The 26,027-nt window shown below is 63.5% G+C and carries 20 protein-coding genes; 18 read left to right on the top strand and 2 right to left on the bottom strand.

Annotated elements, in window-relative coordinates; genetic code table 11:
• Positions 1 to 44 precede the first annotated feature (44 nt).
• The 12 genes from ACYPXD_RS10075 (at position 45) to ACYPXD_RS10020 (ending at position 13,474) form a co-directional block, all read left to right on the top strand.
• Positions 45 to 1,139 carry an HlyD family secretion protein gene (locus ACYPXD_RS10075; RefSeq protein WP_459710391.1) on the top strand — a complete coding sequence of 365 codons (1,095 nt, stop codon included), beginning with the start codon at positions 45 to 47 and terminating at the stop codon, positions 1,137 to 1,139.
• A gap of 153 nt (positions 1,140 to 1,292) precedes the next feature.
• On the top strand, positions 1,293 to 2,873 hold the full coding sequence (locus tag ACYPXD_RS10070) for a DHA2 family efflux MFS transporter permease subunit (RefSeq protein ID WP_459710388.1): 1,581 nt from the start codon (positions 1,293 to 1,295) through the stop codon (positions 2,871 to 2,873).
• 22 nt (positions 2,874 to 2,895) lie between these two features.
• Positions 2,896 to 4,413 (top strand): efflux transporter outer membrane subunit, encoded by a 1,518-nt coding sequence (locus tag ACYPXD_RS10065; RefSeq protein WP_459710386.1) that lies wholly within the window; start codon positions 2,896 to 2,898, stop codon positions 4,411 to 4,413.
• Positions 4,414 to 4,527: 114 nt separating this feature from the next.
• Positions 4,528 to 5,712 carry a thiolase family protein gene (locus ACYPXD_RS10060; RefSeq protein WP_459710384.1) on the top strand — a complete coding sequence of 395 codons (1,185 nt, stop codon included), beginning with the start codon at positions 4,528 to 4,530 and terminating at the stop codon, positions 5,710 to 5,712.
• Positions 5,713 to 5,848: 136 nt separating this feature from the next.
• Positions 5,849 to 6,787, top strand: coding sequence for a 2-dehydropantoate 2-reductase (panE, locus tag ACYPXD_RS10055; RefSeq protein ID WP_459710382.1), 939 nt, complete (start codon positions 5,849 to 5,851; stop codon positions 6,785 to 6,787).
• A 147-nt stretch (positions 6,788 to 6,934) separates the two neighbouring features.
• Entirely contained in the window at positions 6,935 to 7,237 is a 303-nt protein-coding gene (locus ACYPXD_RS10050; protein WP_459710379.1) for a hypothetical protein, read from the top strand.
• Between the two features lie 96 nt (positions 7,238 to 7,333).
• Positions 7,334 to 7,756 (top strand): hypothetical protein, encoded by a 423-nt coding sequence (locus tag ACYPXD_RS10045; protein ID WP_459710377.1) that lies wholly within the window; start codon positions 7,334 to 7,336, stop codon positions 7,754 to 7,756.
• 385 nt (positions 7,757 to 8,141) lie between these two features.
• Positions 8,142 to 8,585, top strand: a complete 444-nt coding sequence (locus tag ACYPXD_RS10040; protein WP_459710375.1) for an HU family DNA-binding protein — start codon at positions 8,142 to 8,144, stop codon at positions 8,583 to 8,585.
• A gap of 664 nt (positions 8,586 to 9,249) precedes the next feature.
• A complete protein-coding gene (locus ACYPXD_RS10035) occupies positions 9,250 to 10,659 on the top strand; it encodes a circularly permuted type 2 ATP-grasp protein (RefSeq protein ID WP_459710371.1) in 1,410 nt (469 codons plus the stop codon).
• A gap of 22 nt (positions 10,660 to 10,681) precedes the next feature.
• Positions 10,682 to 11,632, top strand: a complete 951-nt coding sequence (locus tag ACYPXD_RS10030; RefSeq protein WP_459710369.1) for an alpha-E domain-containing protein — start codon at positions 10,682 to 10,684, stop codon at positions 11,630 to 11,632.
• A gap of 24 nt (positions 11,633 to 11,656) precedes the next feature.
• Positions 11,657 to 12,463: a transglutaminase family protein gene (locus ACYPXD_RS10025; protein ID WP_459710367.1), complete on the top strand. Its 807-nt coding sequence runs from the start codon at positions 11,657 to 11,659 to the stop codon at positions 12,461 to 12,463.
• Between the two features lie 114 nt (positions 12,464 to 12,577).
• Positions 12,578 to 13,474, top strand: coding sequence for a peptidase (locus ACYPXD_RS10020; RefSeq protein WP_459710365.1), 897 nt, complete (start codon positions 12,578 to 12,580; stop codon positions 13,472 to 13,474).
• 146 nt (positions 13,475 to 13,620) lie between these two features.
• Here the strand turns inward: ACYPXD_RS10020 and ACYPXD_RS10015 are convergent, their stop codons facing one another.
• Both ACYPXD_RS10015 and ACYPXD_RS10010 read right to left on the bottom strand, forming a co-directional pair.
• Entirely contained in the window at positions 13,621 to 14,826 is a 1,206-nt protein-coding gene (locus ACYPXD_RS10015; protein WP_459710362.1) for a porin, read from the bottom strand.
• A 375-nt stretch (positions 14,827 to 15,201) separates the two neighbouring features.
• Positions 15,202 to 16,584 carry a YihY/virulence factor BrkB family protein gene (locus tag ACYPXD_RS10010; protein WP_459710360.1) on the bottom strand — a complete coding sequence of 461 codons (1,383 nt, stop codon included), beginning with the start codon at positions 16,582 to 16,584 and terminating at the stop codon, positions 15,202 to 15,204.
• Positions 16,585 to 16,838: 254 nt separating this feature from the next.
• Here ACYPXD_RS10010 and fdnG point away from each other — a divergent pair, with 254 nt between their 5' ends.
• The 6 genes from fdnG to selB all read left to right on the top strand — a co-directional run bounded on the left by fdnG (position 16,839) and on the right by selB (position 26,020).
• Positions 16,839 to 19,910, top strand: a complete 3,072-nt coding sequence (gene fdnG, locus ACYPXD_RS10005) for a formate dehydrogenase-N subunit alpha (protein WP_459710358.1) — start codon at positions 16,839 to 16,841, stop codon at positions 19,908 to 19,910.
• A gap of 8 nt (positions 19,911 to 19,918) precedes the next feature.
• Positions 19,919 to 20,881: a formate dehydrogenase subunit beta gene (gene fdxH, locus ACYPXD_RS10000; RefSeq protein ID WP_459710355.1), complete on the top strand. Its 963-nt coding sequence runs from the start codon at positions 19,919 to 19,921 to the stop codon at positions 20,879 to 20,881.
• Positions 20,878 to 21,504, top strand: a complete 627-nt coding sequence (locus ACYPXD_RS09995) for a formate dehydrogenase subunit gamma (protein ID WP_459710353.1) — start codon at positions 20,878 to 20,880, stop codon at positions 21,502 to 21,504. Before fdxH ends, ACYPXD_RS09995 begins: the two co-directional genes overlap by 4 nt.
• Before the next feature lie 169 nt (positions 21,505 to 21,673).
• On the top strand, positions 21,674 to 22,618 hold the full coding sequence (fdhE, locus tag ACYPXD_RS09990; protein WP_459710351.1) for a formate dehydrogenase accessory protein FdhE: 945 nt from the start codon (positions 21,674 to 21,676) through the stop codon (positions 22,616 to 22,618).
• 13 nt (positions 22,619 to 22,631) lie between these two features.
• The gene (selA, locus tag ACYPXD_RS09985; protein ID WP_459710349.1) at positions 22,632 to 24,098 is read left to right on the top strand and encodes an L-seryl-tRNA(Sec) selenium transferase; all 1,467 of its coding nucleotides are present in this window, start codon (positions 22,632 to 22,634) and stop codon (positions 24,096 to 24,098) included.
• Entirely contained in the window at positions 24,095 to 26,020 is a 1,926-nt protein-coding gene (selB, locus tag ACYPXD_RS09980) for a selenocysteine-specific translation elongation factor (RefSeq protein ID WP_459710347.1), read from the top strand. The genes selA and selB overlap by 4 nt, the downstream gene beginning before the upstream one ends.
• Positions 26,021 to 26,027 lie beyond the last annotated feature (7 nt).

The following is a 26,027-nucleotide window of genomic DNA, read 5'->3' as shown; positions in this document are numbered from 1 at the left end:
GGCGCATTTTTTTAACACTATGAAGTGCATACGCACACAAAAATATGAGCTCAACTCCATCAACAATCGCACCACCGGACGTGGCCGGAACCGCGAAGAGAACACGCCGCATTCCGTGGATGTGGCTTGCGGTTCTTTCCGTCGTCGTGGTGCTGATCGGCGCCGGCTCGTACTGGTATCTCGTTGGCCGCTTTATCGAAACCACCGACGATGCGTATGTGGGCGGTGACGTCACGGTGATGGCGCCGCGCGTGAGCGGCTTCGTCACCGACGTGCTCGTGAAAGACAACCAGTTCGTGCATGCGAACCAGGTGCTGATTCGCATCGATTCGCGCGATTACGACGCGCGGCTCGCGCAGGCGGATGCCGAAGTACAGAGCGCGCAAGCCGCGGTGACCGAGCTGCAGGCCAAGCATACGCTGCAGCTCGCGCTGATCAACGAGCAGGCGGCGGGCGTCCATGCATCGAGCGCGGAACTCACGCGCAGCGCCGCGGACCAGTACCGCTATCGCGAACTCGTGAAAGACGAGGCGGTATCCGACCAGGTGGTCGAGCGTGCCGATGCGGACTTGCAGAAGGCGCGCGCCGCCGTCGATCGCAGCAACGCCTCGCTGATCGCCGCGCAGCGGCAGCTCACGGTGCTCGACGCGCAGATCGGCGATGCGCAGGCGCGTGTGGCGACGGCGAAAGCCGCGCAGCGCGTCGCGGAGCTGAACGTCGAATACACGACGATCCGTGCGCCCGTAGACGGTTACATCGGTAACCGCACGGCGCGTGTCGGCATGCTCGCGAATGTCGGGGTTTCGCTGCTGACGGTGGTGCCCGAGCACGGCCTGTGGGTCGACGCGAACTTCAAGGAAGACCAGCTCAAGCACATGCGCGCGGGCGACAAGGTCGACGTGCAGCTCGACGCATCGAGCGAGCCGATTACCGGTGTCGTGCAAAGCCTCGCGCCGGCGACGGGCGCGACCTTCAGCATCCTGCCCGCGGAGAACGCGACCGGCAACTTTACGAAGATCGTGCAGCGCGTGCCGGTGCGCATCTGGCTCGAGGTGCCGAAGAACATGCATCACGTGCTGCGACCGGGGTTGTCGGCGACGGTGAAAGTGCATCTGAACGAACAGCGCGCAGGCGCGTGATTGACCTGACCGCGGACCCGCCGCGACCAGGTTGCGACCCAGCCACGACCCAATGACGACCCAATGACGACCCAATGACGACCGTCGCGGCCGTCACGATCGCTCGCGATCGATCACCGCCCGCCGCGCAACAGAGACCAGAGACCGCCCAACATGACGCACCCCGCCCACCCGCCCATCGACCCGATGAATCTGCCGATGCGCGAAAAAGTCTTCGCGTTCTCGCTGATGTGCCTCGGTTTTTTCATGGCGACACTCGATATCCAGATCGTCGCTTCGTCGCTTAGAGATATCGGCGGCGGACTGTCCGCGAGCCAGGACGAGCTGTCCTGGGTGCAAACCGCGTATCTGATCGCCGAAATTCTCGTGATTCCGATGTCCGGCTGGCTCACGCGTGTGTTTTCGACACGCTGGCTCTTTGCCGCATCGGCCTTCGGCTTCACGGTGACGAGCATGCTCTGCGGTCTCGCGTGGGACATCAATTCGATGATCCTTTTTCGCGCGCTGCAAGGCGCACTCGGCGCGGCGATGATCCCGACGGTGTTTACCACGGCATTCATGATATTTCCGGGCCGCCAGCGCCTCGTCGCATCGACGGCGATCGGCACGCTCGCGACGCTCGCGCCGACCATCGGTCCGGTCATCGGCGGCTGGGTCACCGACCAGTGGTCGTGGCACTGGCTGTTCTATCTGAATCTCGTGCCCGGCGTGCTGGTGACGGTGCTGGTGCCGCGCTTCGTGCACGTCGACCAGGCCGATGTGTCGCTGCTCAAACGCGGCGATTATCTCGGCATTCTGCTGATGAGCGGCTTTCTCGGCTGCCTCGAATACATGCTCGAGGAAGGTCCGCGCAAGAACTGGTTCGGCGACCATGTGATTCTCGCGTGTGCGTGGATTTCAGGCATCTGCGGCTTTCTGTTCCTCGTCCATGCGTTCACCGCGAAAGAGCCGATTGTCGATCTGAGGGCGCTGGCGCTGCGCAATTTCGGCATCGGTAGCCTGCTGTCGTTCGTCACTGGCATCGGCATTTTCTGCACGGTGTATCTGACGCCTGTGTTTCTCGCGCGCGTGCGCGGCTTCGATTCGCTGCAAATCGGTCTTGCGCTGCTGTCGGTCGGCGTTTTTCAATTGATTGGGCTCGTCATGTATTCGACGGCTGCGCGGTTTATCAACCTGCGCGCGCTGCTCGTGTTCGGGCTGATTCTGTTCGGCCTCGGCTGCTATCTGTATGTGCCGATCACGCACCAATGGGGCTGGTACGAATTCCTGATTCCGCAGGCGCTGCGCGGCTTCGGTCAGCAGTTCTGTATTGCGCCGATCGTCACGATGGCGCTCGGTTCGCTGCCGCCGTCGCGGCTCAAATCGGCAAGCGGCCTTTTCAACCTCATGCGTAATCTCGGCGGCGCGATCGGCATCGCGGTGGTCAGCACGATGTTGAACGACCGGTTGAATCTCCATTACGAAAGGCTCGACGAACACGTGACCGCCGGCCGGCCCGTCGTCGAAGCGTTTCTGCGTGATCAGGCCGCGCATCTGTCCGCGGCCGGCGGCGATATGGTGAACGGACTGCAGGGCAGCGTCGCATCGCTGCATGCGCTGATGATGCGCGAAGCGCTGACGCTGACTTTTTCCGACACGTTTCTGGCAGTCGCGCTGTGCTTCGGCGTCGCGCTCTTCGCGATGCTGTTTTCGAAGCCGTTCAGCTTTAGCGCGCCGCCCCCCGATGCTCACTAGAAGACTCACTGAAGGAACCGCCATGAAACCGATTCTGATGAAAGTGCTGGCCGCCGCGGCGGTGCTGACGCTCGCGGCCTGCGCGGTTCAGCCCGCGACGCACGCCGATTTGCCGGCAACCGTGAAGACCACCGCGCCGGCCGCATGGAGTGTCGACGCGCCGCAAGATGCCGTCGATGCCAACACGTGGTGGACGCAATTCGGCGACCCCGTCATGCACGATCTCGTGCAGTCGGTGCTGAACGACAACCTCGATGTGAAAGCGGCCGTCGAGCGCGTGAAGCAGGCGCAGGACGATGTGACGCAGCGCCATGCGGCGTTGCTGCCGGAACTCGATGCGACCGCGATCGCGTCGCATACGCGGCAGATCCTGCCGCCGCCGCTCGGCTACGTCGATGCGGCGGGCGCGGGGCTTTCGGCAAGCTGGCAACCGGACGTATTCGGCGGCGAGCGTCTGGCCGTGCTCGCCGCGAAGGCGCAGGTGTCGGGGCGCCAGTCCGCGCTGAACGAACTGCGGCTCGCGCTGGCCGCGAACACCGCGGCCGCCTATATCAATCTGCGCTGGGCCCAATCGGAACTGCAGATTCTCAACGACAACGAGCAGATCCGCAGCCGCGCCCTGAAGCTGACGCAGGACCGGCTCCGTTACGGGCTGTCGACACAGCTCGATGTCGCGCGCGCGCAGAATCAGTTGCAGGATCTTCAGGCGCGCATTCCGCGCGTGCAGTCGGAAATCCAGCATCAACTGAGCCTGATTGCGGTGTTTTCGGGCCGCACGCCGGAAAGCGTCAGCCAGCTCGTGCTGACCGATGCGCGGCCGATTCCGGTGCCGTCGCAGGGTGTGCCGGTGACGCTGCCGTCCGAAGCGTTGCTGCGCCGTCCCGATGTGCAGACCGCGTACGCAAAGGTCGAGCAGCGTGCTGCAGAGGTCGGTGTATCGCGTTCCGAGCGCTATCCGAAGTTTCAGCTTAACCTGACGGACGGATTGCTCGCAGCGTCGTGGGTCGGTACGCCGACGCTGACCGATAACCTGTTTAGTGCCGCATTGAGCGCAACGAGCCCGATTTTCAACGCGGGCCGTATTACGGCGAATATCGATGCAAGCGAAAGCCGGATGCGCGAGTCGCAACTCGGGCTGCAGCAGACGATGCTCAACGCGCTCAAGGAAATCGAGGATACGCGTAGCGATCTGGTGAGCGGTGGGACGCAGGTCGACCGGCTCGGCGGCGCGCTCGATTCGTCGGGCAAGGCGTTGAAGCTGTCGACGCAACTATATAAAGGCGGCGCGTCGAGTTTTCTTGATGTGCTCGATGCGCAGCAGGCCTATCTCGTCGACGCGGAAGCGTTGAACGAAGCGAAGCGCACGCACGCACAGGCGGTGGTCGCGCTGTACCGGTCGCTGGGTGGCGGCTGGAATGCCGCGGCAGCGGATCGCGCGACAGCGGCGAATGCGGGCCAGCCGGTTACGGGCACACCGGCAGTTCCTTCGGTGGCAACTGCGCCGTTGGCAACTGCGCCGGCGGCAGTCGCCGCCAACTGATTGACGGGCGAGCAGGCGAAAAAGCCGCTTCGACCGCCGCCGTATGAACATCGGCGCCTCGTGTGCAGCGCGAGCGAGGCTTCCACGTGTAGCACTTCCTGGTGAGGAACAGCGATGACTTCTCGAGATATCGTGATCAGCAATCCGGTCAGAACCGCCATCGGCGCATTCGGCGGCACACTCAAAGACGTGCCGGCCACCGACCTCGGCGCGCTCGTCGTGCGCGAAGCAGTACGCCGCAGCGGCTTCGACGCGAGCAAGCTCGGCTCCGTCGTGATGGGCAATGTCGTGCAGGCCGGCAACAAAATGAACCCGGCGCGCCAGGCCGCGATTGCGGGCGGCGTGCCGGTGTCGGTGCCGTCGCAGACGGTGAATCGCGTATGCGGTTCGGGCGCGCAGGCGGTCGTGTCGGCCGCGCAGGAAATCTGGCTCGGCTTCGGCGACGTCGCGGTGGCGGGCGGCATGGAAAATATGGACCGCGCGCCCTATCTGCTCGACAAAGGCCGCTGGGGTTACCGCATGGGCAACGCGCAGATCTACGATAGCGCATTGCACGACGGGCTCGTCGACGCGTTTTCGAGCGAGCATTCGGGCTGGCACACCGAAGACCTCGTCGCGAAGCTGTCGATTACGCGCGAAGCGCAGGATCGGTGGGCGGCGCGTTCGCATCAGCGGTTCGCGGCTGCGCAACAGCGCGGCGCGTTCGAAGCGGAACGCGTGGCGGTCGAAGTGCAGGGTCGCAAGGAAACGATCCGCTTTATCAACGACGAGCAACTGCGCCCCGATACGACCGTCGAAACCCTGGCGAAGCTGCGCCCCGCATTTCGCCGCGAGGGCACGATTACGGCCGGCAATGCGCCGGGCCTGAATTCGGGGGCGGCGGCCATGCTCGTCGCCGAGCGCGCTTATGCCGAAGCGAACGGCATCGAGCCGCACGCGCGGCTCGTCGCGTATGGCATTGGCGCGGTCGAGCCCGGCATGTTCGGTCTGGGCCCGGTGCCGGCGGTGCGCATGGCCGTCGAACGCGCGGGCTGGAAGCTCACCGACGTCGAGCGCTTCGAGATCAACGAAGCGTTTGCCGCGGTGCCGCTCGCCATCATCCAGCAATTGGGCCTCGCCGAAGACGTGGTCAACGTCGATGGCGGCGCGGTTGCCCACGGTCATCCGATCGGCGCGACCGGCGCAATTCTCACCACGCGTCTGATTCATTCGATGAAGCGCGACGGTCTCAAGCGCGGCGTCGTCACGCTGTGCATCGGCGGCGGCCAGGGCATCGCGCTCGCGCTCGAAATCCTTTGATTCAACTCACTGCCCACGGCGTGCGCGCGATCGCGCATGCCGGCCGGCGCCTGCGGTGTGCCGCACGCGTTTCCGGCGACTCCTGCATACTCATGCGTACGCTTTACTCAAGCACTCAACAATCGAAGGAACCAAGATGCGAATTCTCGTAGTCGGCGCGGGCGCGCTAGGCGGCTATTTCGGCGGACGTCTGATCGAAGCGGGCCGCGACGTGACCTTTCTCGTGCGCGCCGGGCGTGCCGAAGAACTGAAGCGCTCGGGGCTCGTGGTCAAAAGCCCGTACGGCAACGCGACGCTGCGCGACGTGCCGACCGTACTCGCCGACGGGATCCGCGAGCCGTACGATCTCGTGCTGCTGAGCTGCAAGGCGTACAACCTCGACGACGCAATCGAATCGTTTGCGCCCGCGGTCGGCCCGTCGACGATGATCCTGCCCGTGCTCAACGGCATGAGCCATATCGATGTGCTCAAGGCGAAGTTCGGCGACGCGAACGTGCTGGGCGGGCTCGCATTCATTGCGGCGACGCTGAATCGCAACCGCGAAGTCGAGCATCTGAACGACTCGCACTCGATTACCTACGGCGAACTTGCGGGTGGAATGTCCGACCGCGTACGCGACATCGAGCGCACGTTCGACGGCGCCAACTTTATCTCCCAGGCCGTCGACAACGTCGGCCAGCGGATGTGGGACAAATGGACGTTCCTCGCGACGCTTGCCACGAGCACCTGCGTCACGCGCGCATCGATCGGCGACATTCTGAAAGCGCCGGACGGCCGGCGGCTGATCGAAGGCCTCTACGGCGAGTGCCTCGCCATCGCGCAACACAACGGCTTTCCGGTCAGCGATGCGGTGCAGGCGCGCGACCGCGGCGTGCTGCTCAAGGAAGGCTCGCCCATGACCGCATCGATGCTGCGCGATATCGAGAACCGCTCGAAGATCGAAGCCGATCATATTGTCGGCGATCTGATCGAACGGGGCGGCGCGGCGCAGCAGGACGCGGCGCCGCTGTCGCTGCTGCGCGTCGCGTACACGCATCTGAAAGCGTATGAAGCGCGGGAGGCGCGCACCAGCTGAAACGCTAGCCGCCGGCCGGCCGACTCGGGAGGCCGTGCCCTCCCGATCAACCTCGGGGCGTGCCGCGGCCGGTCGTGCGCTCGAAGCGTCATATGCTTGAAGTAGAATCGACGGCACGATAAAAAGCCTTGTGACAGGAGGTGGATCATGCCGAGTCCCCAAGGATCGGTGGTGGCGATCAGTTCCGCTTCGGCAACCGTCTTTTCGATCGGCATGGCGTTTCTCGGCTACTGGGGGATCAACGAGCCGGGTGGCTGGACGCGCACGGACCGGCTGATCGCGGCACTTGCGTTGATCGGATTTGCCTGTCTTGGCGTCGTGCCGTGGATGGCCACCGCGCCTGTCGGACCCGACACCCCGGACGCGAAGATGCGCATCGCGCGGCATCTGTTTATGGCGGGGGCCGCGCTTATCTGGATCGCAATCGTCGTGGCGGTCGTGCTCATCTGAGAAACGCGAGCGAGGTCCGCGCCGGCGTCTGCGTCCACCGCTTCCGTGCGCCCCGGCGCTTCGCGTCTCTACTGCAATTCTCTGCCCTGCAATACGATGACAGACACATTGCGAACCGCCATCATCTACATCGCTTACCTGATCGATCCGCACGCCTACCCAACCGGCAGCGCATTGCCACGGCTGATTCTCGACATCGCGGCTGTGCAGTGCGTGCTTGCCGTGCTGCTATGCGTGCGGCGCGCGCGGCAGAGCGCATGCTTCGGCGTGCTCGCGTTGCTGGGCGCGGCGGCTGTGCCTGTCGGTTTATGGCTTGCCGGCCCGGGCGAAGCAAGCATCCTGACGAGCATGCCGGTGTGGGTCTTCTGCGCACTTCAACTGGCGGTCGCGCTCTACTGGCTCGCGACCCGGCGCACGCGGCTCGTTGCACACGTCGCGTTATTTATCGTGTTTGCCATGCCTTGCGTGAGCTTTGTCGCTGCCTCGCATCTCGCCGACCCTTCCCACCGCACTTACTGAACGCCGGTCTGGTCAGGCGCACCTGCGCTAACGGCGCAGTCGGCTCGCACGGGCGCAAAGGCCGGCATGCGGCCGCCGGGGCCGGGGGTCGTCAGTCTGCCTGGGGCGCGGCGTCTTGCGCCGTGCTTCCAATTCAAGCTGCATCCTGGAGGACCGCCAGGTTCCAAAAGGTGGTGTACAGGTACCTACAAAATGCGACGTCATGACTTTTAACCCGTAAAACAAGCGTCAAAATGTGTCTCCTAGTCTGCGGCGCGCAACAAAAGAGCGTATCGACGCATAAAAGATTCGCGCGAAACGCCTTGGCGCTTGTAGAATCCCGCGTGAAGCGTACACATGTCGTGTGCGCTTCGTGGCTCACTGACCAACAACAGGTAGGAGAAACATGCCGACTTCCGCAAAGAAGGTTGCCAAGAAGGCGACCACGGCAGCGACCAAGAAGGCCGCTGCAACGAAGGCTCCCGCAAAGAAAGCCGCGGCTAAGAAGGTCGCCGTGAAGGCGTCCGGCGCACCGTCGCCGATCAAGGACACCTTCACGAAGGCCTCGCTGGCCAATCACGTGGCTGAACGTGCGGGCGTTGAACCGAAGTCCGCCAAGGCTGTTCTGGCTGCGCTCGAAGACACGATCCTCGGCGCGGTCCACAAGAAGGGCGCTGGTGAATTCACGCTGTCGGGTCTTCTGAAGATCTCGGTGCAAGCCGTCCCGGCCAAGAAGAAGCGTTTCGGCAAGGACCCGTTCACGGGCGAGGAACGCTGGTTCCCGGCTAAGGCAGCTTCGGTGCGCGTCAAGGCACGTGCGCTGAAGAAGCTGAAGGACGCAGCTGCCTGATTTGCCTGAGGGCTGGCACGGCGCGGTTCGATCGTCGCCGTCTTCGGGCGTCGGCGAGCGACTTTGTCCGTGACTCTCTTTAAATCCCCGCGAGGAACACTCGCGGGGATTTTTTATTCCGCTCCCTTGCTTCATCGCCGCCGCGCTCATCGAGCTTCCCTGTTCTTTTCGCAGGCTTCTGCTAACCGGCTGCTTTTGACTGCCTGGTTTGGCCGCCTGGTTCAACCGGCTCGTTATCCGCCTGCTTATCGACCTGCTTATCGACCTGCTTATCGGCCTGCTTATCGGCCTGCTTATCTGCCTGGTCACCCGCCGACTCCCCACCGGATTCCCTAACTCGGGTCGCCGCTGCATCGAACCGGTCTTCGTGCGCTGCACCGCGCACCTTGGTAGCGCATCGCTGCACGGCGCAGTACGATCGACTCGAGCCATTCGCGGCAGCGCTCGACGCTCAAACAGCGTTATGCACGGCGTTGCGCCTTCGCAGTGCATAGCGGTGTGCGCATCGCTCGTCGCGAGGGGCTGATGGCGATGCCGGGGCGATGACCATTGGCCCGCGATGCGCTGCGCGTCAAAGACAATGGCATAACGCTTGCTTGAACTACTGGGACACCGAATGCGCAGCGCATTCGCCTTCTATCCGACAAAAAGAGCGGGGCGTGACATGCGATGCTATGACGAGATGCGTCATCACGACGAAGCCGTGCGGCCGCATTACACGCGCTTCGCGAACTGGCTCGTGCAGCAAGGCAACGAGGCAATCGCGCGCAAACGCGCCGAGGCAGACCTGCTGTTCAGGCGCGTGGGCATTACATTTGCCGTGAATGGCGACCTGTCCGGCACCGAGCGGCTCATTCCCTTCGACCTGATTCCGCGCATCATTCCGCGCGGCGAGTGGAGCATCCTCGAAGCCGGCCTGCGCCAGCGCGTGCAGGCGCTGAACCTGTTTATCCACGACGTCTATCACGAGCGCAATATCGTGCGGGCCGGCGTCGTGCCCGCGGACCAGGTCTATACGAATGCGCAGTACCGGCCCGAGATGCAGGGCGTCGACGTGCCGCTCGGCGTGTACGCGCATATTGCCGGCGTGGATGTCGTGCGTGCGGGGATGGACGGCGAGTTCTATGTGCTCGAGGACAACCTGCGCGTGCCGTCCGGCGTCTCGTATATGCTGGAGAACCGCAAGATGATGATGCGGCTCTTTCCGGAACTGTTCGTGCAGAACCGCATCGCGCCGGTCGCGCATTACCCCGACCTGCTGCTCGATATGCTGCGCTCGGTCGCGCCGGCGGGCGTCGACGATCCGGTTGTCGTCGTGTTGACGCCGGGCATGTACAACTCCGCTTACTTCGAGCACACGTTTCTCGCGCAGCAAATGGGCGTCGAGCTCGTCGAAGGCAAGGATCTGTTCGTCGACGACAACTACGTCTTCATGCGCACGACGCAGGGGCCGCGGCGCGTCGACGTGATTTACCGCCGCGTCGACGACGATTTTCTCGATCCGCTCGCGTTCCGCCCGGATTCGGCGCTCGGCGTGCCCGGCCTCCTCAGCGCGTATCGCGCCGGTCGCGTCGCGCTCGCGAATGCGATGGGCACCGGCATCGCCGACGACAAGTCGATCTATCCGTATGTGCCGCAGATGATCGAGTTCTACCTCGGTGAAAAGCCGATTCTGAACAACGTGCCGACTTACCAGTGCCGCAAGCCCGACGATCTCGCGTACACGCTCGCGCATCTGCATGAACTGGTCGTGAAGGAGGTGCATGGCGCGGGCGGTTACGGCATGCTCGTCGGCCCGGCCGCAACGGCCGCGGAAATCGAAGCGTTTCGCGCGCGCCTCGTCGCGCGGCCGGCCGGCTATATCGCGCAGCCGACGCTCGCGTTATCTGCGTGCCCGACCTTCGTCGAAGCCGGCATCGCGCCGCGCCATATCGATCTGCGTCCGTTCGTGCTGTCCGGCAAGACCGTCACGATGGTGGCGGGCGGCCTCACGCGCGTCGCGTTGCAGCAGGGATCGCTCGTCGTCAATTCGTCGCAGGGCGGAGGGACGAAAGACACGTGGATGGTCGACTGAACAACAATAAAGGAAGGTCATCATGCTGAGCCGCACCGCCGACCACCTGTTCTGGATGGCACGCTATATGGAGCGCGCCGAGAATACCGCGCGCATGCTCGATATCAACCTGAAAGCGCAGCTGCTGCCGCAGACCGCCGAACAGGAGGCCCGCGCGCAGCGCGCAGTGCTGCGCATTTCCGAGCTCGAAAGCGCCTTTTCGCAGCGTTACGCCCAACCGGCACGCGAGCACATGCTCGACTTCATGGTGGCCGATGCCGCCAATCCGTCGAGCATCCAGTCGTGCCTGCAGGCAGCGCGCGAAAACGCGCGCGCGGTGCGCGGCACACTGACGACCGAATGGTGGGAGACGATCAACGACACATGGCTCGAGTTCACCGAGCGCATCGCGGCCGGCCAGTTGGCCGCCAATCCTGCCGCGCTCTTCGAGTGGGTGAAGTTCCGCTCGCACCTGTCGCGCGGCGTGACGATCGGCACCGCGCTGCAGGACGACGCGTTTTTCTTCACGCAGCTCGGCACCTTTCTCGAGCGCGCGGACAATACCGCGCGGATTCTCGACGTGCGTTTCGCCGACGCGGCGCCCAACTCGCGCGACGCGGCGCGCCAACTCGAAGACTTCTATTACTGGACCTCGATCCTGAGCTCGGTATCGGCGCTCGAGATTTACCGCAAGGTCTATCGCGACGTCGTGACGCCGGCGCGCGTCGTCGAACTGATGATCCTCAATTCACAGATGCCGCGTTCGCTGCTCGCATCGCTCGACGGCGTCTGCGCGAATCTCGCGATGCTGCGCACCGAGGGCTCGAATACCTGCGAGCGGTTCGCAGGCAAGCTTCGTGCTGAGCTGTTGTATGCCGATATCCGGCAGATCTTCGAAGCGGGGCTGCATGCGTGGCTCACGCAGTTCCTCGCGCGCGTGTTCGAGCTCGGCAATCTCGTTGCGCGTACCTATTTACTGCTGCCGGTGGCCTGAAGAAAGCCTGGACGGAGTGCCCTTATGTTTCTGACGATCCGCCATGAAACGGTCTATCGATACGATGCGACGGTCCATTATTCGATCCAGCAGTTGCGCCTGACGCCGGCAAGCGGCTCGGCGCAGACCGTGCGGCGCTGGTTTCTCGATGCGCCCGGCAAGCTCGATTCGGCGTTCGACGCGTATGGCAATGTGCTGCACACGCTCGTGATCAACCGTCCGCACGATGAGATTCGCGTGCAGGTGTCGGGCGAAGTCGAGACCTTGCCGCTTGTCGATGGCCGTCTGAACGAAGACGCCGGTCCGATCCCGCTCGAGCACTTTACGTGCAACACGCGTTTGACCGAGGCGGACCCCGCGATCTGCGAGCTCGCTCACACGGCGCCTCCGCTCGATACGCCGGCCGCGCTGATTACGCTGACCGAGCGCATCGTCGAACGCGTGCCGTTTCAGTCCGGCGTGACCGAGGTCACGAGCACGGCGGCGCAGGCGCTCGCGCTCGGCCGCGGCGTCTGCCAGGATCATGCGCATCTGATGCTTGCGTGCTGCCGCGCGCGCAATGTGCCGGCGCGCTACGTGAGCGGCTATATCGAACCCGGCGAAGTCGACGATGCGGCGAGCCACGCGTGGGTCGACGTCTGGCTGACGGGAATCGGCTGGGTATCGGTCGATGTGACGCATGCGGCGTTTGCTTCGAATATCTATTGCCGGCTCGCGACCGCGCGCGATTACGAAGCGGCATCGCCGGTGCGTGGGCGGCGCATCGGCGGGCTCGGCGAGCGGCTCGACGTGTTGGTTGCGGTCAGCGCGTTCGAGCAGTTGCCGCAATAACAGCAATAGCGGCGATACAACGGTCGCAGCGATTGTGGCCGGCGCCCGCGGCGCTGATGTCGTTGATGGCGCTTACAATAGCGGCGTTGTCCGTCTGCCTCCAGGAAATCTGTCATGACGTATTGCGTCGCACTGAGCGTCGATGAAGGGATCGTGTTTCTATCGGATACGCGCACCAACGCCGGCGTCGACCATGTCAGCACGGCGCGCAAGATGTCCGTGTTCGAAAAGCCGGGCGAACGCGTGCTCGTGCTGCTCGGCGCCGGTAACCTGTCGCTCACGCAGGCCGTGCTGCGCGAATTGTCCGAACCGTCCGACCCGCACGAGCCGACGCTGTGGACCGTCGGAACGATGGCCGACGCGGCGGGCGTGGTCGGTCGCGCGGTGCGCAACGTGCATCAGCGGGATTCGCAGGCGTTGCAGCAATTCGGCGTCGAGTTCAATTGCAGCTTCATTCTCGGCGGGCAGATCGCGCCGGGCGACATCGAAGCCGATGTGACGCGCAGCGTGCCGCGTCCACGCCTTTTCATGATCTATTCAGCCGGCAATTACATCGAGGCATCGAGCGTCAGCCCGTATTTTCAGATCGGCGAATCGAAGTACGGCAAGCCGATTATCGACCGTGTGCTGGTGCCGCAAACACCGCTCGACGAAGCCGCCAAATGCGCGCTGATTTCGATGGATTCGACCTTGCGCTCGAATCTGTCGGTCGGTTTGCCGCTCGATCTGCTCGTCTATCAGAAGGACACGCTGCGCGTGACGCGTTTCGTGACGGTCACGCAGGATAACGCCTACTACCAGATGATTCACCGCACGTGGGGTGAGCGCCTGCGGCAGGTCTTCGCCGAGATTCCGGACCCGGACTGGCAGGATACGGCGGCGATTCCGCATGCCGATATCGAAGGCGAGAGCGTACTGTTTCGCGAACCTTCGGGCACCGCGCACGATGCGCTCGACGTGCGACCCGCCCAGACGCTTGCCCAGTCGGACAAGCCGAAAACGCCGCGCTAGGCGCGCCCCGCCAGGCGCACCCTGCGAGGCGCCTCGCCCGACCATCCGCGATACGTCACAAAGAAAAAAGCCAGCCTCGGCTTGCGCCTTCGGCTGGCTTTGAGCTGCAGCGTAGAGCTTTACGCTGCGCAGTTTTGTTGTTGCTTTTAGAACTTGTGACGGATACCGATGCTGACCATTTCCTGCGAGTTCGAGCCTGCCTGGAAGCCGTACGAACCGATCGAAGCCACGGCGTTCTGGGTCGTGTTCGCGTCGACACGCTGCGTGCCGCTCGCGTGCTGGTACGCACCCATCAGGTAGAGGTCGGTACGCTTCGACAGCGAGTAGTCGGCGCCGGCCGACACCTGGTGGTAGTTCGACGACGTATCGCCCGAGCCGTGCGTCCAGGTGTAGCCGAGGCCCAGCAGCAGGGCCGGCGACAGCTGGTAGCCAGCGTAAGCGCCCACGACGTTGAACTTTTCCTGGTTGCTGAACGCCGAGAATGCATCCGGCTTGTACTGCGCGAAGCTGTAGCGACCGTTGAACGTGAACGGACCGAACACGTACTGGGCAGCTGCCGACGTGATGCTGATCGACTTCGCCGATGCGTATGCGCCGTTGATCGTCGAGCCGTCGAACGTTGCGTCCGACGTTGCGCCCGTGCTCCAGCCCGGCACCGTGCCGGCCGGATTCGCTGCCGTCGGCAGTGCGCCGCCGCGAGCGGCGAAGCCGTTGGCGTTGTCCATGCGGAAGTAGCCCGCGGCAACGTTGAACGGACCCGTGCCGTACGTTGCGGCACCGCCCCACGACTGGCCGGAACCGGTCGTGCCGGCCACGCCGCCGAATGCGTACATGCCTTCGAACTGGAAGCCGCCCCAGACCGGCGACACATACTTGAACGAGTTGTTCGTACGCGAGCTGTTGTCGTTGTTATCGACGTCGCCCGGCGTGGCGAACATGCTGCCCCAGAAGTTGTCGGCCGTGATCGGCTGGATCATGTCGACGAGCGGGTCGTACTGGCGGCCCACGGTCAGCGTGCCGTACGTGTCCTGCGTCAGACCGACGTACGCTTGACGGCCGAACAGGCGGCTGCCCTGGCCCAGCTTGCCGTTGTTCGGATCGAAGCCGCTTTCCAGCTGGAAGATCGCCTTCAGGCCGCCGCCGAGGTCTTCAGTACCTTTCAAACCCCAACGATTACCTTGGATGTTGCCTGACTGCAGGTGATAGAGGTTGTCATTCGCCGGGTTGGCGTGATGCACCCACTGGAACGCATCGTCGATGACGCCATACAGGGTCACGCTGCTCTGGGCGTGCGCCGCGCTGGTAGCACCGAGCAGAGCCAGCGAGAGGGTAGACAGTGCGATTCGTTTCATCCAAATCTCCACGCAGATGATTGTTTAGTTGTTGCGAAACGGAGAATAACGCAGGGGGTCCACGCACAAGAAACGAAAAAAATAAAGGTGTATCGAAAATGTGACAGGTAGGCGAAACCCTTGTCTCACAAGCCTAAACGTGATTATTGCGATATGAACAACGTTTTATCGCCTATCTCGCATTATTGTTGATTTAAGGTGAGATATCGTCTAAGAATTGCTTAAACGACTGTTTTTGGACAGTTTTTTGTAATGTAGTTGTCTGAGGCAAATCGTCGCGTCGGCCGGGGGCGTAAGAAAGATGACCGTCTGCTTTCGATTTGAGCGGGTGGACAGTCATGCGAAAATTGGGTGTGGCGCGGGGGCCGCGCGGCTTTAGCGGTTGCCGCCGTCGCCGTCGTTACCACCGTTGCCACCGTTGCGGCCCGCTATCGCCGCGACGATGATCGCGGCGCCTGCCGCGACAAGTACCGAGCCCCAAGGGTGCCGCCGCACGTAGCGGTCGGTGGCCGCAGCGGTGCGCCCCGCCTGAACGAGCGTCGCGGCCGCCGCATGCGTTGCGCGTGTTTCGGCGCGCATGACCGAGCGGCACACGCGAACTGCTTTGCCGATTGGCCCGTGCTCCCGCTTAACGTCGACGCCGGCAGCGTTGCCGGCAGCAGCGGCGGTGATTCCCGGGCCGCCGACGATTCCCGCGGTCGGTGCGACGGGAGTTTGCGCCGCACTCGCCGTCGCCCCGGCCGCTTGAGCCGGGTCCGCCGAGTTACCACGCATCGTCGTGGAGCGGCGCGCCGGATCGACGCCGGCCGTCGGCGCGGCGAGCACGGACGCGATCATCGCGCGGCTCCCCGGCGGCGTGCCATGCAAAAAAGCCCATGCGCCGCGCGGGTCGTGCATCCGGCCGCGCGCGGCGGCGAATTCCGCGCCAAGCAGCAGCACGAGCGCGGAGAAATACAGCCACATCAGCAGCACTGCGAGCGAACCGGCCGCGCCGAACGAGTTGGCCGTGCCCGCATGCGCGAGATACAGCGCAAACAGCTTCTTGCCCGCGGAGAACAGCACCGCCGCGACAAAGCCGCCGACGAGCGAATCGCGCCAGAGCACAGGCGCGTCGGGCAGGAACTTCAGCAGCCCCGCGAAGGCGAGCGACAGCACGAGCAGCCCCACGCCCAGTTGCAGCAGATTGCCGATCACGATATACGGCGAATCGCCCCACAACCAGTTGCCGACGAACGTGATGCCCGCGTCGAGTACGAGCGACACGATCAGCAGGAAGGCGACGCCGAGCACGAGACTGAACGAGATCAGCCGCACACGCACGAGCGCCATGACGCTCGATGCGCGCGGCCCGGTCGCGGGCCACACGATATTGAGCGCGCTATTCAGCGATGAAAATGTTGCGGATGCACCGATCGCAAGCAAAACGAACGAAATGATCGCGGCGGCGCCGCCCGCACCGCCGCTGCGGTGCGCATTCTGCACGATCGTCGAGATCGCGGCGGCGGCGTCGTTGCCGAGCACCGTGTGCACCTGGCGATAGAGTTCGCCGCGCGCGGCTTCGCCGCCGAGAAACCAGCCTGCGACGGCGATCACCATCACCAGTGTGGGCGCGAGCGAGAACGCCGCATAGAACGCTATGCCTGCCGCGAGCGCGGGACAGCGGTCTTCGATGAACTGCCGCAACGCGCCGACCGCCCACGACGCCTGCTTCCGGGCGGCTTTTTCGAACTTTTGCGTGGAAAGAGATTCGAGTTCCATGGCGATTCTTCCTGTCGGGGGGACACGGGAACGGCTCGGCGACTCGCGAGGCTGCGGCTGACGGCGCTTTGCCTGCTGCGCGGGTAGCGGTGCAATCCGTATGCCTGTTGCTGCGGTGCGGGCTCGACACGGTTCGCAGCCGGTTCGATGTTTGCCAGCTTAACCGCGTTTTCCCGCATATCTACCGACGCTAACAGGCCGAAATATTCGACTTATACTTTTTAAGTACCCCACAACCGAACGCGAGGGCTTCCATGCTACAGATGTCCCGGCGTCAGTTCCTGAAGGTGAGTGCAACCACCCTGGCGGGCTCGAGCCTCGCTTTGCTCGGCTATTCGCCCGACGTTGCGCTCGCCGAAGTGCGGCAGTACAAGCTGTCGCGCACCACCGAAACCCGCAACACGTGTCCTTACTGCTCAGTCGGCTGCGGCATTCTGATGTACGGCCTCGGCGACGGCGCGAAGAACGCGACCGCGAGCATCATCCATATCGAAGGCGATCCCGACCACCCGGTCAATCGCGGCACGCTGTGCCCGAAGGGGGCGAGCCTGATCGACTTCATCCATAGCGAGAGCCGGCTTCTCGTGCCCGAATACCGGCCGCCTGGCGGCAAGGACTGGCAGCCGATCTCGTGGAACGATGCGCTCGACCGCATCGCGAAGCTGATGAAGGAGGACCGCGACGCGAATTTCGTCGAGACCACCGCGGACGGTAAAAAGGTCAACCGCTGGCTGACCACCGGCATGCTGGCCGCGTCCGCGAGCAGCAACGAGGTCGGCTATCTGACGCACAAGGTGATCCGCGCGACAGGGATGCTCGCGTTCGACAACCAGGCGCGTGTCTGACACGGCCCGACGGTGGCAGGTCTTGCCCCGACGTTCGGCCGCGGCGCGATGACGAACCATTGGGTCGACATCAAGAACGCAGACGTGATTCTGGTGATGGGCGGCGATGCGGCCGAGGCGCACCCGTGCGGTTTCAAATGGGTCACCGAGGCGAAAGCGCACCGGCGCGCGAAGCTGATCGTCGTCGATCCGCGCTTTAACCGCACCGCGTCGGTCGCGGACTTTTACGCGCCGATTCGCACCGGCACCGACATCGCGTTTCTCGGCGGCGTGATCAATTACCTGCTGACGAACGACAAGATCCAGCACGAGTATGTGAAGAACTACACGGACTTCACGTTCCTCGTGCGCGAAGACTTCGCGTTCAACGACGGCATTTATTCGGGTTACGACGCGCAGAGCCACAAATACGCGGATAAGACTTCGTGGAACTACGAGCTCGGCGACGACGGCTTCGTGAAGACCGACGAGACGCTGCAGAACCCTCGTTGCGTGTACAACCTGATGAAACAGCACTACTCGCGCTACACGCCCGAGATGGTCGAGAAGGTGTGCGGCACACCGAAGGACAAGTTCCTCACGGTCTGCGAAATGCTCGCGACGACCGCCACGCCGAACCGCGCCGGCACGATTCTCTATGCGCTCGGCTGGACGCAGCACTCGATCGGTTCGCAGATGATCCGCTGCGGCGCAATGGTGCAATTGCTGCTCGGCAACATCGGTATCGCGGGCGGCGGGATGAACGCGTTGCGCGGTCACTCGAATATCCAGGGATTGACCGACCTCGGGCTGATGTCGAACCTGCTGACCGGTTATATGACGCTGCCCAACGAGGGCGAACAGGATTTCGAGGGGTACATCAAGAAGCGCGCATCGCAACCGCTGCGGCCCAATCAGTTGAGCTACTGGAAGAACTACCGGGCGTTCTTCGTCAGCATGATGAAGTCGTGGTACGGCGACGCGGCGAGCGCCGACAACAACTGGGGCTACGACTATCTGCCGAAGCTCGACAAGGCGTATGACATGCTGCAGATCTACGAGCTGATGGCGCAGGGCAAGGTGAACGGCTATCTCGCGCAGGGCTTCAATCCGCTGGCCTCGGCGCCGAACAAGGCGAAGATGACCGCGGCGTTCTCGAAGCTCAAGTGGCTCGTGATCATGGACCCGCTCGCCACCGAAACATCCGAGTTCTGGAAAAACTACGGCGAATACAACAATGTCGATTCGTCGCAAATTCAGACCGAGGTGTTCCGGCTACCCACTACCTGCTTTGCCGAGGAACGCGGGTCGCTCGTCAGCTCGTCGCGCGTGCTGCAATGGCACTGGCAAGGAGCGCAGGCGCCCGGCGAAGCGAGGAGCGACCTCGAGATCATGTCGGGCATCTTTCTGCGGATGCGTGCCGCGTACCAGAAGGACGGCGGCAAGTATCCCGATCCGCTGTTGAAGATCAACTGGCCGTATGCGCACCCCGACAGCCCGACGCCGGAGGAGATCGCCATGGAGTTCAGCGGCAAGGCGCTCGGCGACGTGACGGACCCCAAAGATCCGTCGAAGGTGCTCGTCAAGGCAGGCGACCAGTTGTCGAGCTTCGCGCAGCTGAAAGACGACGGCACGACTGCGAGCGGCTGCTGGATTTTCTGCGGCTCGTGGACGCAGGGCGGCAACCAGATGGGCCGGCGCGACAATGCGGACCCGACCGGCATCGGCCAGACGCTCGGCTGGGCATGGGCGTGGCCCGTGAATCGCCGCGTGCTGTACAACCGCGCATCGTGCGACCTGAACGGCAAGCCGTTCGACCCGTCGCGCAGGCTTATTTCGTGGAACGGCAAGGCGTGGACCGGCGCCGATATTCCCGACTATAAGGCGGACGAGAATCCGGATACCGGCATGGGCCCGTTCATCATGAATCCGGAGGGCGTCGCGCGTTTCTTCGCCCGCGATGCGATGAACGAGGGGCCATTCCCCGAGCATTACGAACCGTTCGAAACGCCGCTCGGCTATAACCCGTTCCATCCGCAAAATCCGCTCGCGACGAATAACCCCGGAGCGCGGGTATTCCCCGACGACCGCGCGGCATTCGGCAAAGTCGCGGCATTCCCGCATGTCGCGACCACCTATCGCATCACCGAGCATTTCCACTTCTGGACCAAGCACGCGCGCCTCAACGCGATCATTCAACCGCAGCAGTTCGTCGAGATCGGCGAAGACCTCGCCAAAGAGGTCGGCGTGGTCGCCGGCGATCGCGTGAAGGTGTCGAGCAACCGCGGCTATATCGTCGCGGTGGCGGTCGTGACGAAGCGGATCAAGCCGTTGACGGTCGACGGCAAGAAGATTCAGACCGTCGGCATTCCGCTGCACTGGGGGTTCAAAGGCCTGACCAAACCCGGTTATCTGACGAACACGCTGACGCCGTTCGTCGGCGACGCCAATACGCAGACGCCGGAATTCAAGTCGTTCCTCGTGAAGGTCGAGAAGGCATAGGGGGCGCCATGGCACTGCAATCACTCGATATCAGACGCCAGTCGGCTACCACCGTGCAGCCGACGTCGGTGCGCGAGCCGGCGACCGGCAGCGTCGCGAAACTGATCGACGTCACCAAGTGCATCGGCTGCAAGGCCTGCCAGACCGCGTGCATGGAATGGAACGACCTGCGCGATGAAATCGGCGTCAACACGGGCGTTTACGACAATCCGCACGATCTCACCGAACATTCGTGGACGGTGATGCGCTTTGCCGAATACGAGAATCCGAACGGCAACTTCGAGTGGCTGATCCGCAAGGACGGCTGCATGCATTGCGAGGATCCGGGGTGTCTGAAAGCGTGTCCGTCGCCGGGTGCGATCGTTCAATACACGAACGGCATCGTCGATTTTCATGAAGAAAACTGCATCGGCTGCGGTTATTGCATCGCAGGGTGTCCGTTCAATATTCCGCGGCTCTCGAAGGCCGACCATCGTGTGTACAAATGCACGCTGTGTTCGGACCGCGTGGCGGTCGGACAGGAGCCGGCTTGCGTGAAGACGTGTCCGACCGGCGCGATTGTGTTCGGCACGAAGGTCGACATGATCGCGCATGCGGAAGAACGGATCGTCGACCTCAAGGAGCGTGGCTTCGAGCATGCGGGGTTGTACAACCCGGCGGGAGTGAGCGGCACGCATGTGATGTATGTGCTGCATCATGCGGACCAGCCGTCGCTGTATCACGGCCTGCCCGATAACCCGACGATCAGTCCGATGGTGCGCGTCTGGAAGGGCATCGCCAAGCCGCTTGCGCTCGCAGGCATTGCGCTTACCGCGCTCGCGGGCTTTTTCCACTACACGCGCGTCGGTCCGAACGAGGTGACCGAAGACGACGAACTCGCGGCGCGCGACGAAGCGCGCAGAATCCGCGAGCAGCGCGGTTCGCAAACCGTCGACAGTCCGGAAGGCAAAACCGAGGAGCCGACCAAATGAGAGAACACGATCCGAACCTGATCGTGCGCTATACGGCAAACGAGCGCACGAATCACTGGATTACCGCGATTACGTTCGTGCTGCTCGCGCTATCCGGTCTCGCGATGTTTCATCCGGCGATGTTCTGGCTGTCCGCGCTGTTCGGCGGCGGCCAGTGGACACGCATTCTGCATCCGTTCGTCGGGCTTGTGATGTTCGTGTCGTTTCTGATTCTTGCCTTGCGTTTCTGGCGTCACAACTATCTCGACGACCACGACTGGCAATGGATGCGTCAAATTGACGACGTGCTCGCCAATCGCGAGGAGAAACTGCCCGAAATCGGGCGCTACAACGCCGGACAGAAGCTGCTGTTCTTCGTGATGGTCGTGTGCCTCGTCCTGCTGCTGTTGAGCGGTATCGTGATCTGGCGGGCCTACTTTTCGTTTTATTTCCCGATTGGCCTCGTAAGAGCAGCGGCGCTCGTGCATGCGATCGCGGCGTTCGTGCTGATCGTCGGCATCATCGTGCATATCTATGCCGCGCTGTGGATCAAGGGCTCGGTCAGCGCGATGGTGCGCGGTACGGTCACGCTCGGCTGGGCCAGGAAGCATCATCCGCGCTGGTTCCGGGAGAGCATCAAATAGCGGGTGCCCACGCGTGCGTCCATGCGTGCGCTCGGCCATCTTGCACGGGCTGCGGGTTTTGCGTGCTTGCTGATCGGCGAAACCGACGCCAGAATCGGAAGTCACGCGCGCGCTGGCGCGTGTCGATCATCGATAACCGAGCACGTTTCGCATAACCGGAGCCACGCAATTGGTGCAGCGCATACTCGAGCCGGGGCAGATCGAGTCGCTCGATCAGTCCGCTATTCCACGCATCCGTCTGCCCGAACGGGCGTCTTTCTTTTCCACGCGCGCGGCGCGTTTGCGCACGCTGGCCAACGGCAATCCGATCGGCGGCTATCTGCGGCTGATGGCGTCGCTTGCCGATGCGCAGCAGCAGGTGCTTGCAAGGTTCGAAGCATCGATGCCGGACGCCGATGCCATCGCACAGGCCCAGCAAAACGCGATGCCGCTCGTTCCCGCGCTCATTGCCACGCTTCGGCAGCAGCACGATCCCGCATGGCGCGACGTCCTGCAGCGCGTGCTCGATCGCATCGAGGCTGCCGGCCCGGTGTCGCCGGCGCTTGGCAAGGTGCTCGACGGACTGCGTCTGACGGGTGCCGCGCAGCTCGACGCGCAAGCGGATGCAATCCTCTCACAGCGCTTCAACGAGGTCGATACGGCTACCGCGCCGTTCGTGATGGCTGCGCTCCAGGTGGTATGGACCGATCTCGCCAGCCGGTTCGACGTGCGCGATATTCCTTATCTCGACACGCCGGGCGCGTGCCCGGTCTGCGGCGCGCAACCGGTCGCGAGCGTCGTGCGGATCGGCGGCCCGTACCAGGGTTATCGCTATCTGCAATGCGGGCTGTGCGGCACCGAGGCGCATATGGTTCGCGTGAAGTGCTCGAATTGCGATTCGACGAAGGGGATTGCGTATCACGGCGTCGAAGGCGGCAGTGAGGCATTGAAGGCCGAATCGTGCGACGAATGTCATACGTACCGGAAGATCGGCTACCTCGAAAAGGACGTCGATATCGAGCCGCTTGCGGACGACCTCGCGAGCCTCACGCTCGATCTGCTGATGAATGAAGCGGGCTATCAACGCAGTGCGCCGAATCCGCTGCTGTGGCCTGAAGCAACCTCGGACCGTTAATCGGGAGGCACGCGTGAGCGATGCGGCGACGAGTGAGCGGCGGCGTGCGCGCCTGGCGCGCCTGCCGGCGGTCGAGCGTGTGATGTCGGCGCACGCGGTGCAGGCGTTGAGCGACGCATATGGGCGCACGCAGGTTGTCGATGCGGTGCGTGGCGCGCTCGAGGTGCTGCGCACAGAGATTCTCGCGGGCGGAGGGGCGTCGCACGCGGATGCGCCCGATGACCCGGATGCCGCAGATTCGATATACGAAGCACGAATCATCGCGCACGCAAGCCATGTGCTCAAAGCGCGTGCCTGCAGCCGCATGCGTGCGGTGTTCAATCTGACCGGCACGGTCCTGCACACGAATCTCGGCCGCGCATTACTGCCCGACGAAGCGGTGCGCGCAGTCGTCGACGCGCTCACGCGGCCTACCAACCTCGAATTCGATCTCGCCACCGGCGATCGCGGCGATCGCGACGATCTGGTCGACGACCTGATTTGCGAATTGACGGGCGCTGAAGCGGCGACTGTCGTCAATAACAACGCGGCCGCGGTTTTGCTGACCTTGTCGGCGCTTGCATCGAAAAAAGAGGTGGTCGTCTCGCGCGGCGAGCTCGTCGAGATAGGCGGCTCGTTTCGGATTCCGGACATCATGACGCGCGCCGGCGCGCGGCTGCGCGAAGTCGGCACGACGAACCGCACGCATGCAAAGGATTACGACGAGGCAATCAACCCGCGTACTGCGTTGCTGATGAAAGTGCATTGCAGTAACTATGCGATCAGCGGTTTTACGAAAAGCGTCGATATCGACGAACTGGCGCAGATCGCCCATCGTCATGCCTTGCCGGTTGCGTTCGATCTCGGCAGCGGCACGTTGATCGACCTTGCGCAATGGGGCTTGCCTGCCGAGCCGACCGTGCGCGGCACGATCGGCGCGGGCGCCGATCTCGTCACGTTCAGCGGCGACAAGCTGCTGGGCGGCCCGCAGGCGGGGCTGATCGTCGGGCGCGAAGCATTGATTCGCGCGATAAAGAAGCATCCATTGAAACGCGCGCTGCGTGTGGGCAAGCTCACCTTAGCGGCGCTCGAACCGGTGCTGCAGTTGTATCGCGCGCCGGAATTGCTTGCGCAAAGGCTGACCACGTTGCGTCTTCTGACGCGGCCCGCGGACGATATGCACGCCGCTGCGCTGCGCGTGCAGCCCGCTTTGCAGCTTGCAGTGGGCGAGCGTTATGCGGCGACGGTCGAGCCGATGTTCAGCCAGATCGGCAGCGGCGCATTGCCCATCGATCAGTTGCCGAGCTATGGGCTCGCGGTACGCGTTGCCGGTGCAAAGCGCGGCGGCCGCGCGCTCATGCAACTGGAAAAAGCGCTGCGCGAATTGCCGCGCCCGGTGCTCGGCCGCATCGCCGACGATACATTGCGGCTCGACTTGCGTTGCCTCGATGCAGCGGACGAGGCGTCGTTTATCGCGCAATGCGCGGAGCTGCGCCTATGATCGTCGGCACCGCGGGTCATATCGACCATGGCAAGACGACGCTCGTACGCGCGTTGACGGGCGTCGATACCGACCGCCTGAAGGAAGAAAAGGCGCGCGGCATTTCAATCGAACTCGGTTATGCGTATACGCCGCTTGCAAACGGCGACGTGCTTGGCGTGATCGACGTGCCGGGTCACGAAAAGCTCGTGCATACGATGGCCGCCGGTGCGTGCGGCATCGACGTCGCCCTGCTCGTGATTGCCGCCGACGATGGCGTGATGCCGCAAACGCGCGAGCATCTGGCGATTCTGCAGTTGCTTGGTGTGACACGCGGTGCGGTTGCGTTGACGAAGGTCGATCGCGTCGATGTGGTGCGGCTTGCGCAAGTGCGTGGCGAGATCGGCGCGTGGCTCGCGTCGACGGTATTGGCGGGTGCGCCGATTTTCGAAACGAATGCGACAGCGGACGGCGATGCGGGCGTTGCCGCACTCAATGCGTGGCTTCGCGATGCGGCGGCGCTGGTTTCGCGCGAGCGCCGCGCCGATGCGCTATTCCGTCTGGCAATCGATCGGGTGTTTACGCTTGCAGGCCACGGAACGATTGTCGCCGGAACGGTGTTCGCGGGCCGCGTGGCAGCGGGCGAAACCTTGATGCTTGCCCCGGCGCTCGAACCGGTTCGCGTGCGCAGCATCCACGCGCAGAATCGCGCGGCGGACAGCGGGCACGCGGGACAACGTTGCGCGCTCAACCTTGCCGGTATCGACAAGGATGCGATTGCGCGCGGCGACTGGATTATCGATGCGCGCTTAGCCAGGCCTTCGGAGCGGCTCGATGTCCAGTTAACGCTGCTCGAAGAGGCGGGCCTCGAGGTGCAACACTGGGCACCGTTGCACATTCACCTCGGCACGACGCATCGCGTCGCGCATGTCGTTTTGCTCGAGGGCGAGACGTTGGCGGCCGGAGAAAAGGCGCGTGCGCAACTGGTATTCGATACCCCGCTTTGCGCGCTGCCCGGCGATCGTTTTATTGCGCGCAATGCCCAGGCGACGCGCACGGTTGGGGGCGGGCGCGTGCTTGACCCGTTCGGTCCGGCGCGCAAACGTCGGACCCCGGACCGGCGCGCCTGGCTCGATGCTTTGCAGACGTGGCTCGACGATGGACGTATCGAGCCGCTACTCGAACACGCGCCGCGCGGGATGCAGCGCTCGACGCTCGTCTGTCTGACGGGCGTGCCGCACGACGCGCTGAAGCTGCCGCATGACGCGATCGATATCGCGCTGCACGGCAAGGCGGCCGATGACGGGTTCGTTGTGCTGAGGCGTCACTGGGACGGAATGCGCGAGCGGGTCATCGGCGCCTTGCAGCAGTTTCACACGCGATTTCCAGACGAGCAGGGGCCGGATTCCGCGCGATTGCGGCGCATTGCAGCGCCTTTGTTAGCCGATGCGTTGTGGCACGCGTTGATCGCTTCGCTCGTTTCCGAAGGCCTTGTTTCGAGGAGTGGGCCGTGGCTGCATCTGCCCGAGCATGCGGTATCGCTCGACCAGCGGGAAGAAGCGCTTAAGCAGATGCTGTTGCCTTTAATGGCAGACGGGCGCTTCGATCCACCCTGGGTGCGCGAGCTGGCAGCGGCCGTGCATCGGCATGAAGACGACGTGCGCGCGCTGCTGCGCAAGCTTGCGCGGCAAGGTGACGTGTATCAGGTGGTGCGCGATCTCTTTTACCATCGCGATTCGCTGCGCGAGCTTGCGCGCGTCGTAGCACAACTGGCGGCGGAGCAGGGCGGCGCGCTTTCGGCCGCCGCGTTTCGCGATGGAACGGGACTGGGGCGTAAGCGGGCGATTCAGGTTTTAGAGTTTTTCGATCGTGTTGGGTATACGCGTTTTCAGCGTGATGTTCATTTGTTGCGGGTGGATAGCAGGTTGAGTGAGATGTTGTAGATGCAAC

The organism is Paraburkholderia sp. 2C, from assembly GCF_054589215.1.
This window is presented reverse-complemented; position numbering and strand designations above follow the sequence as displayed.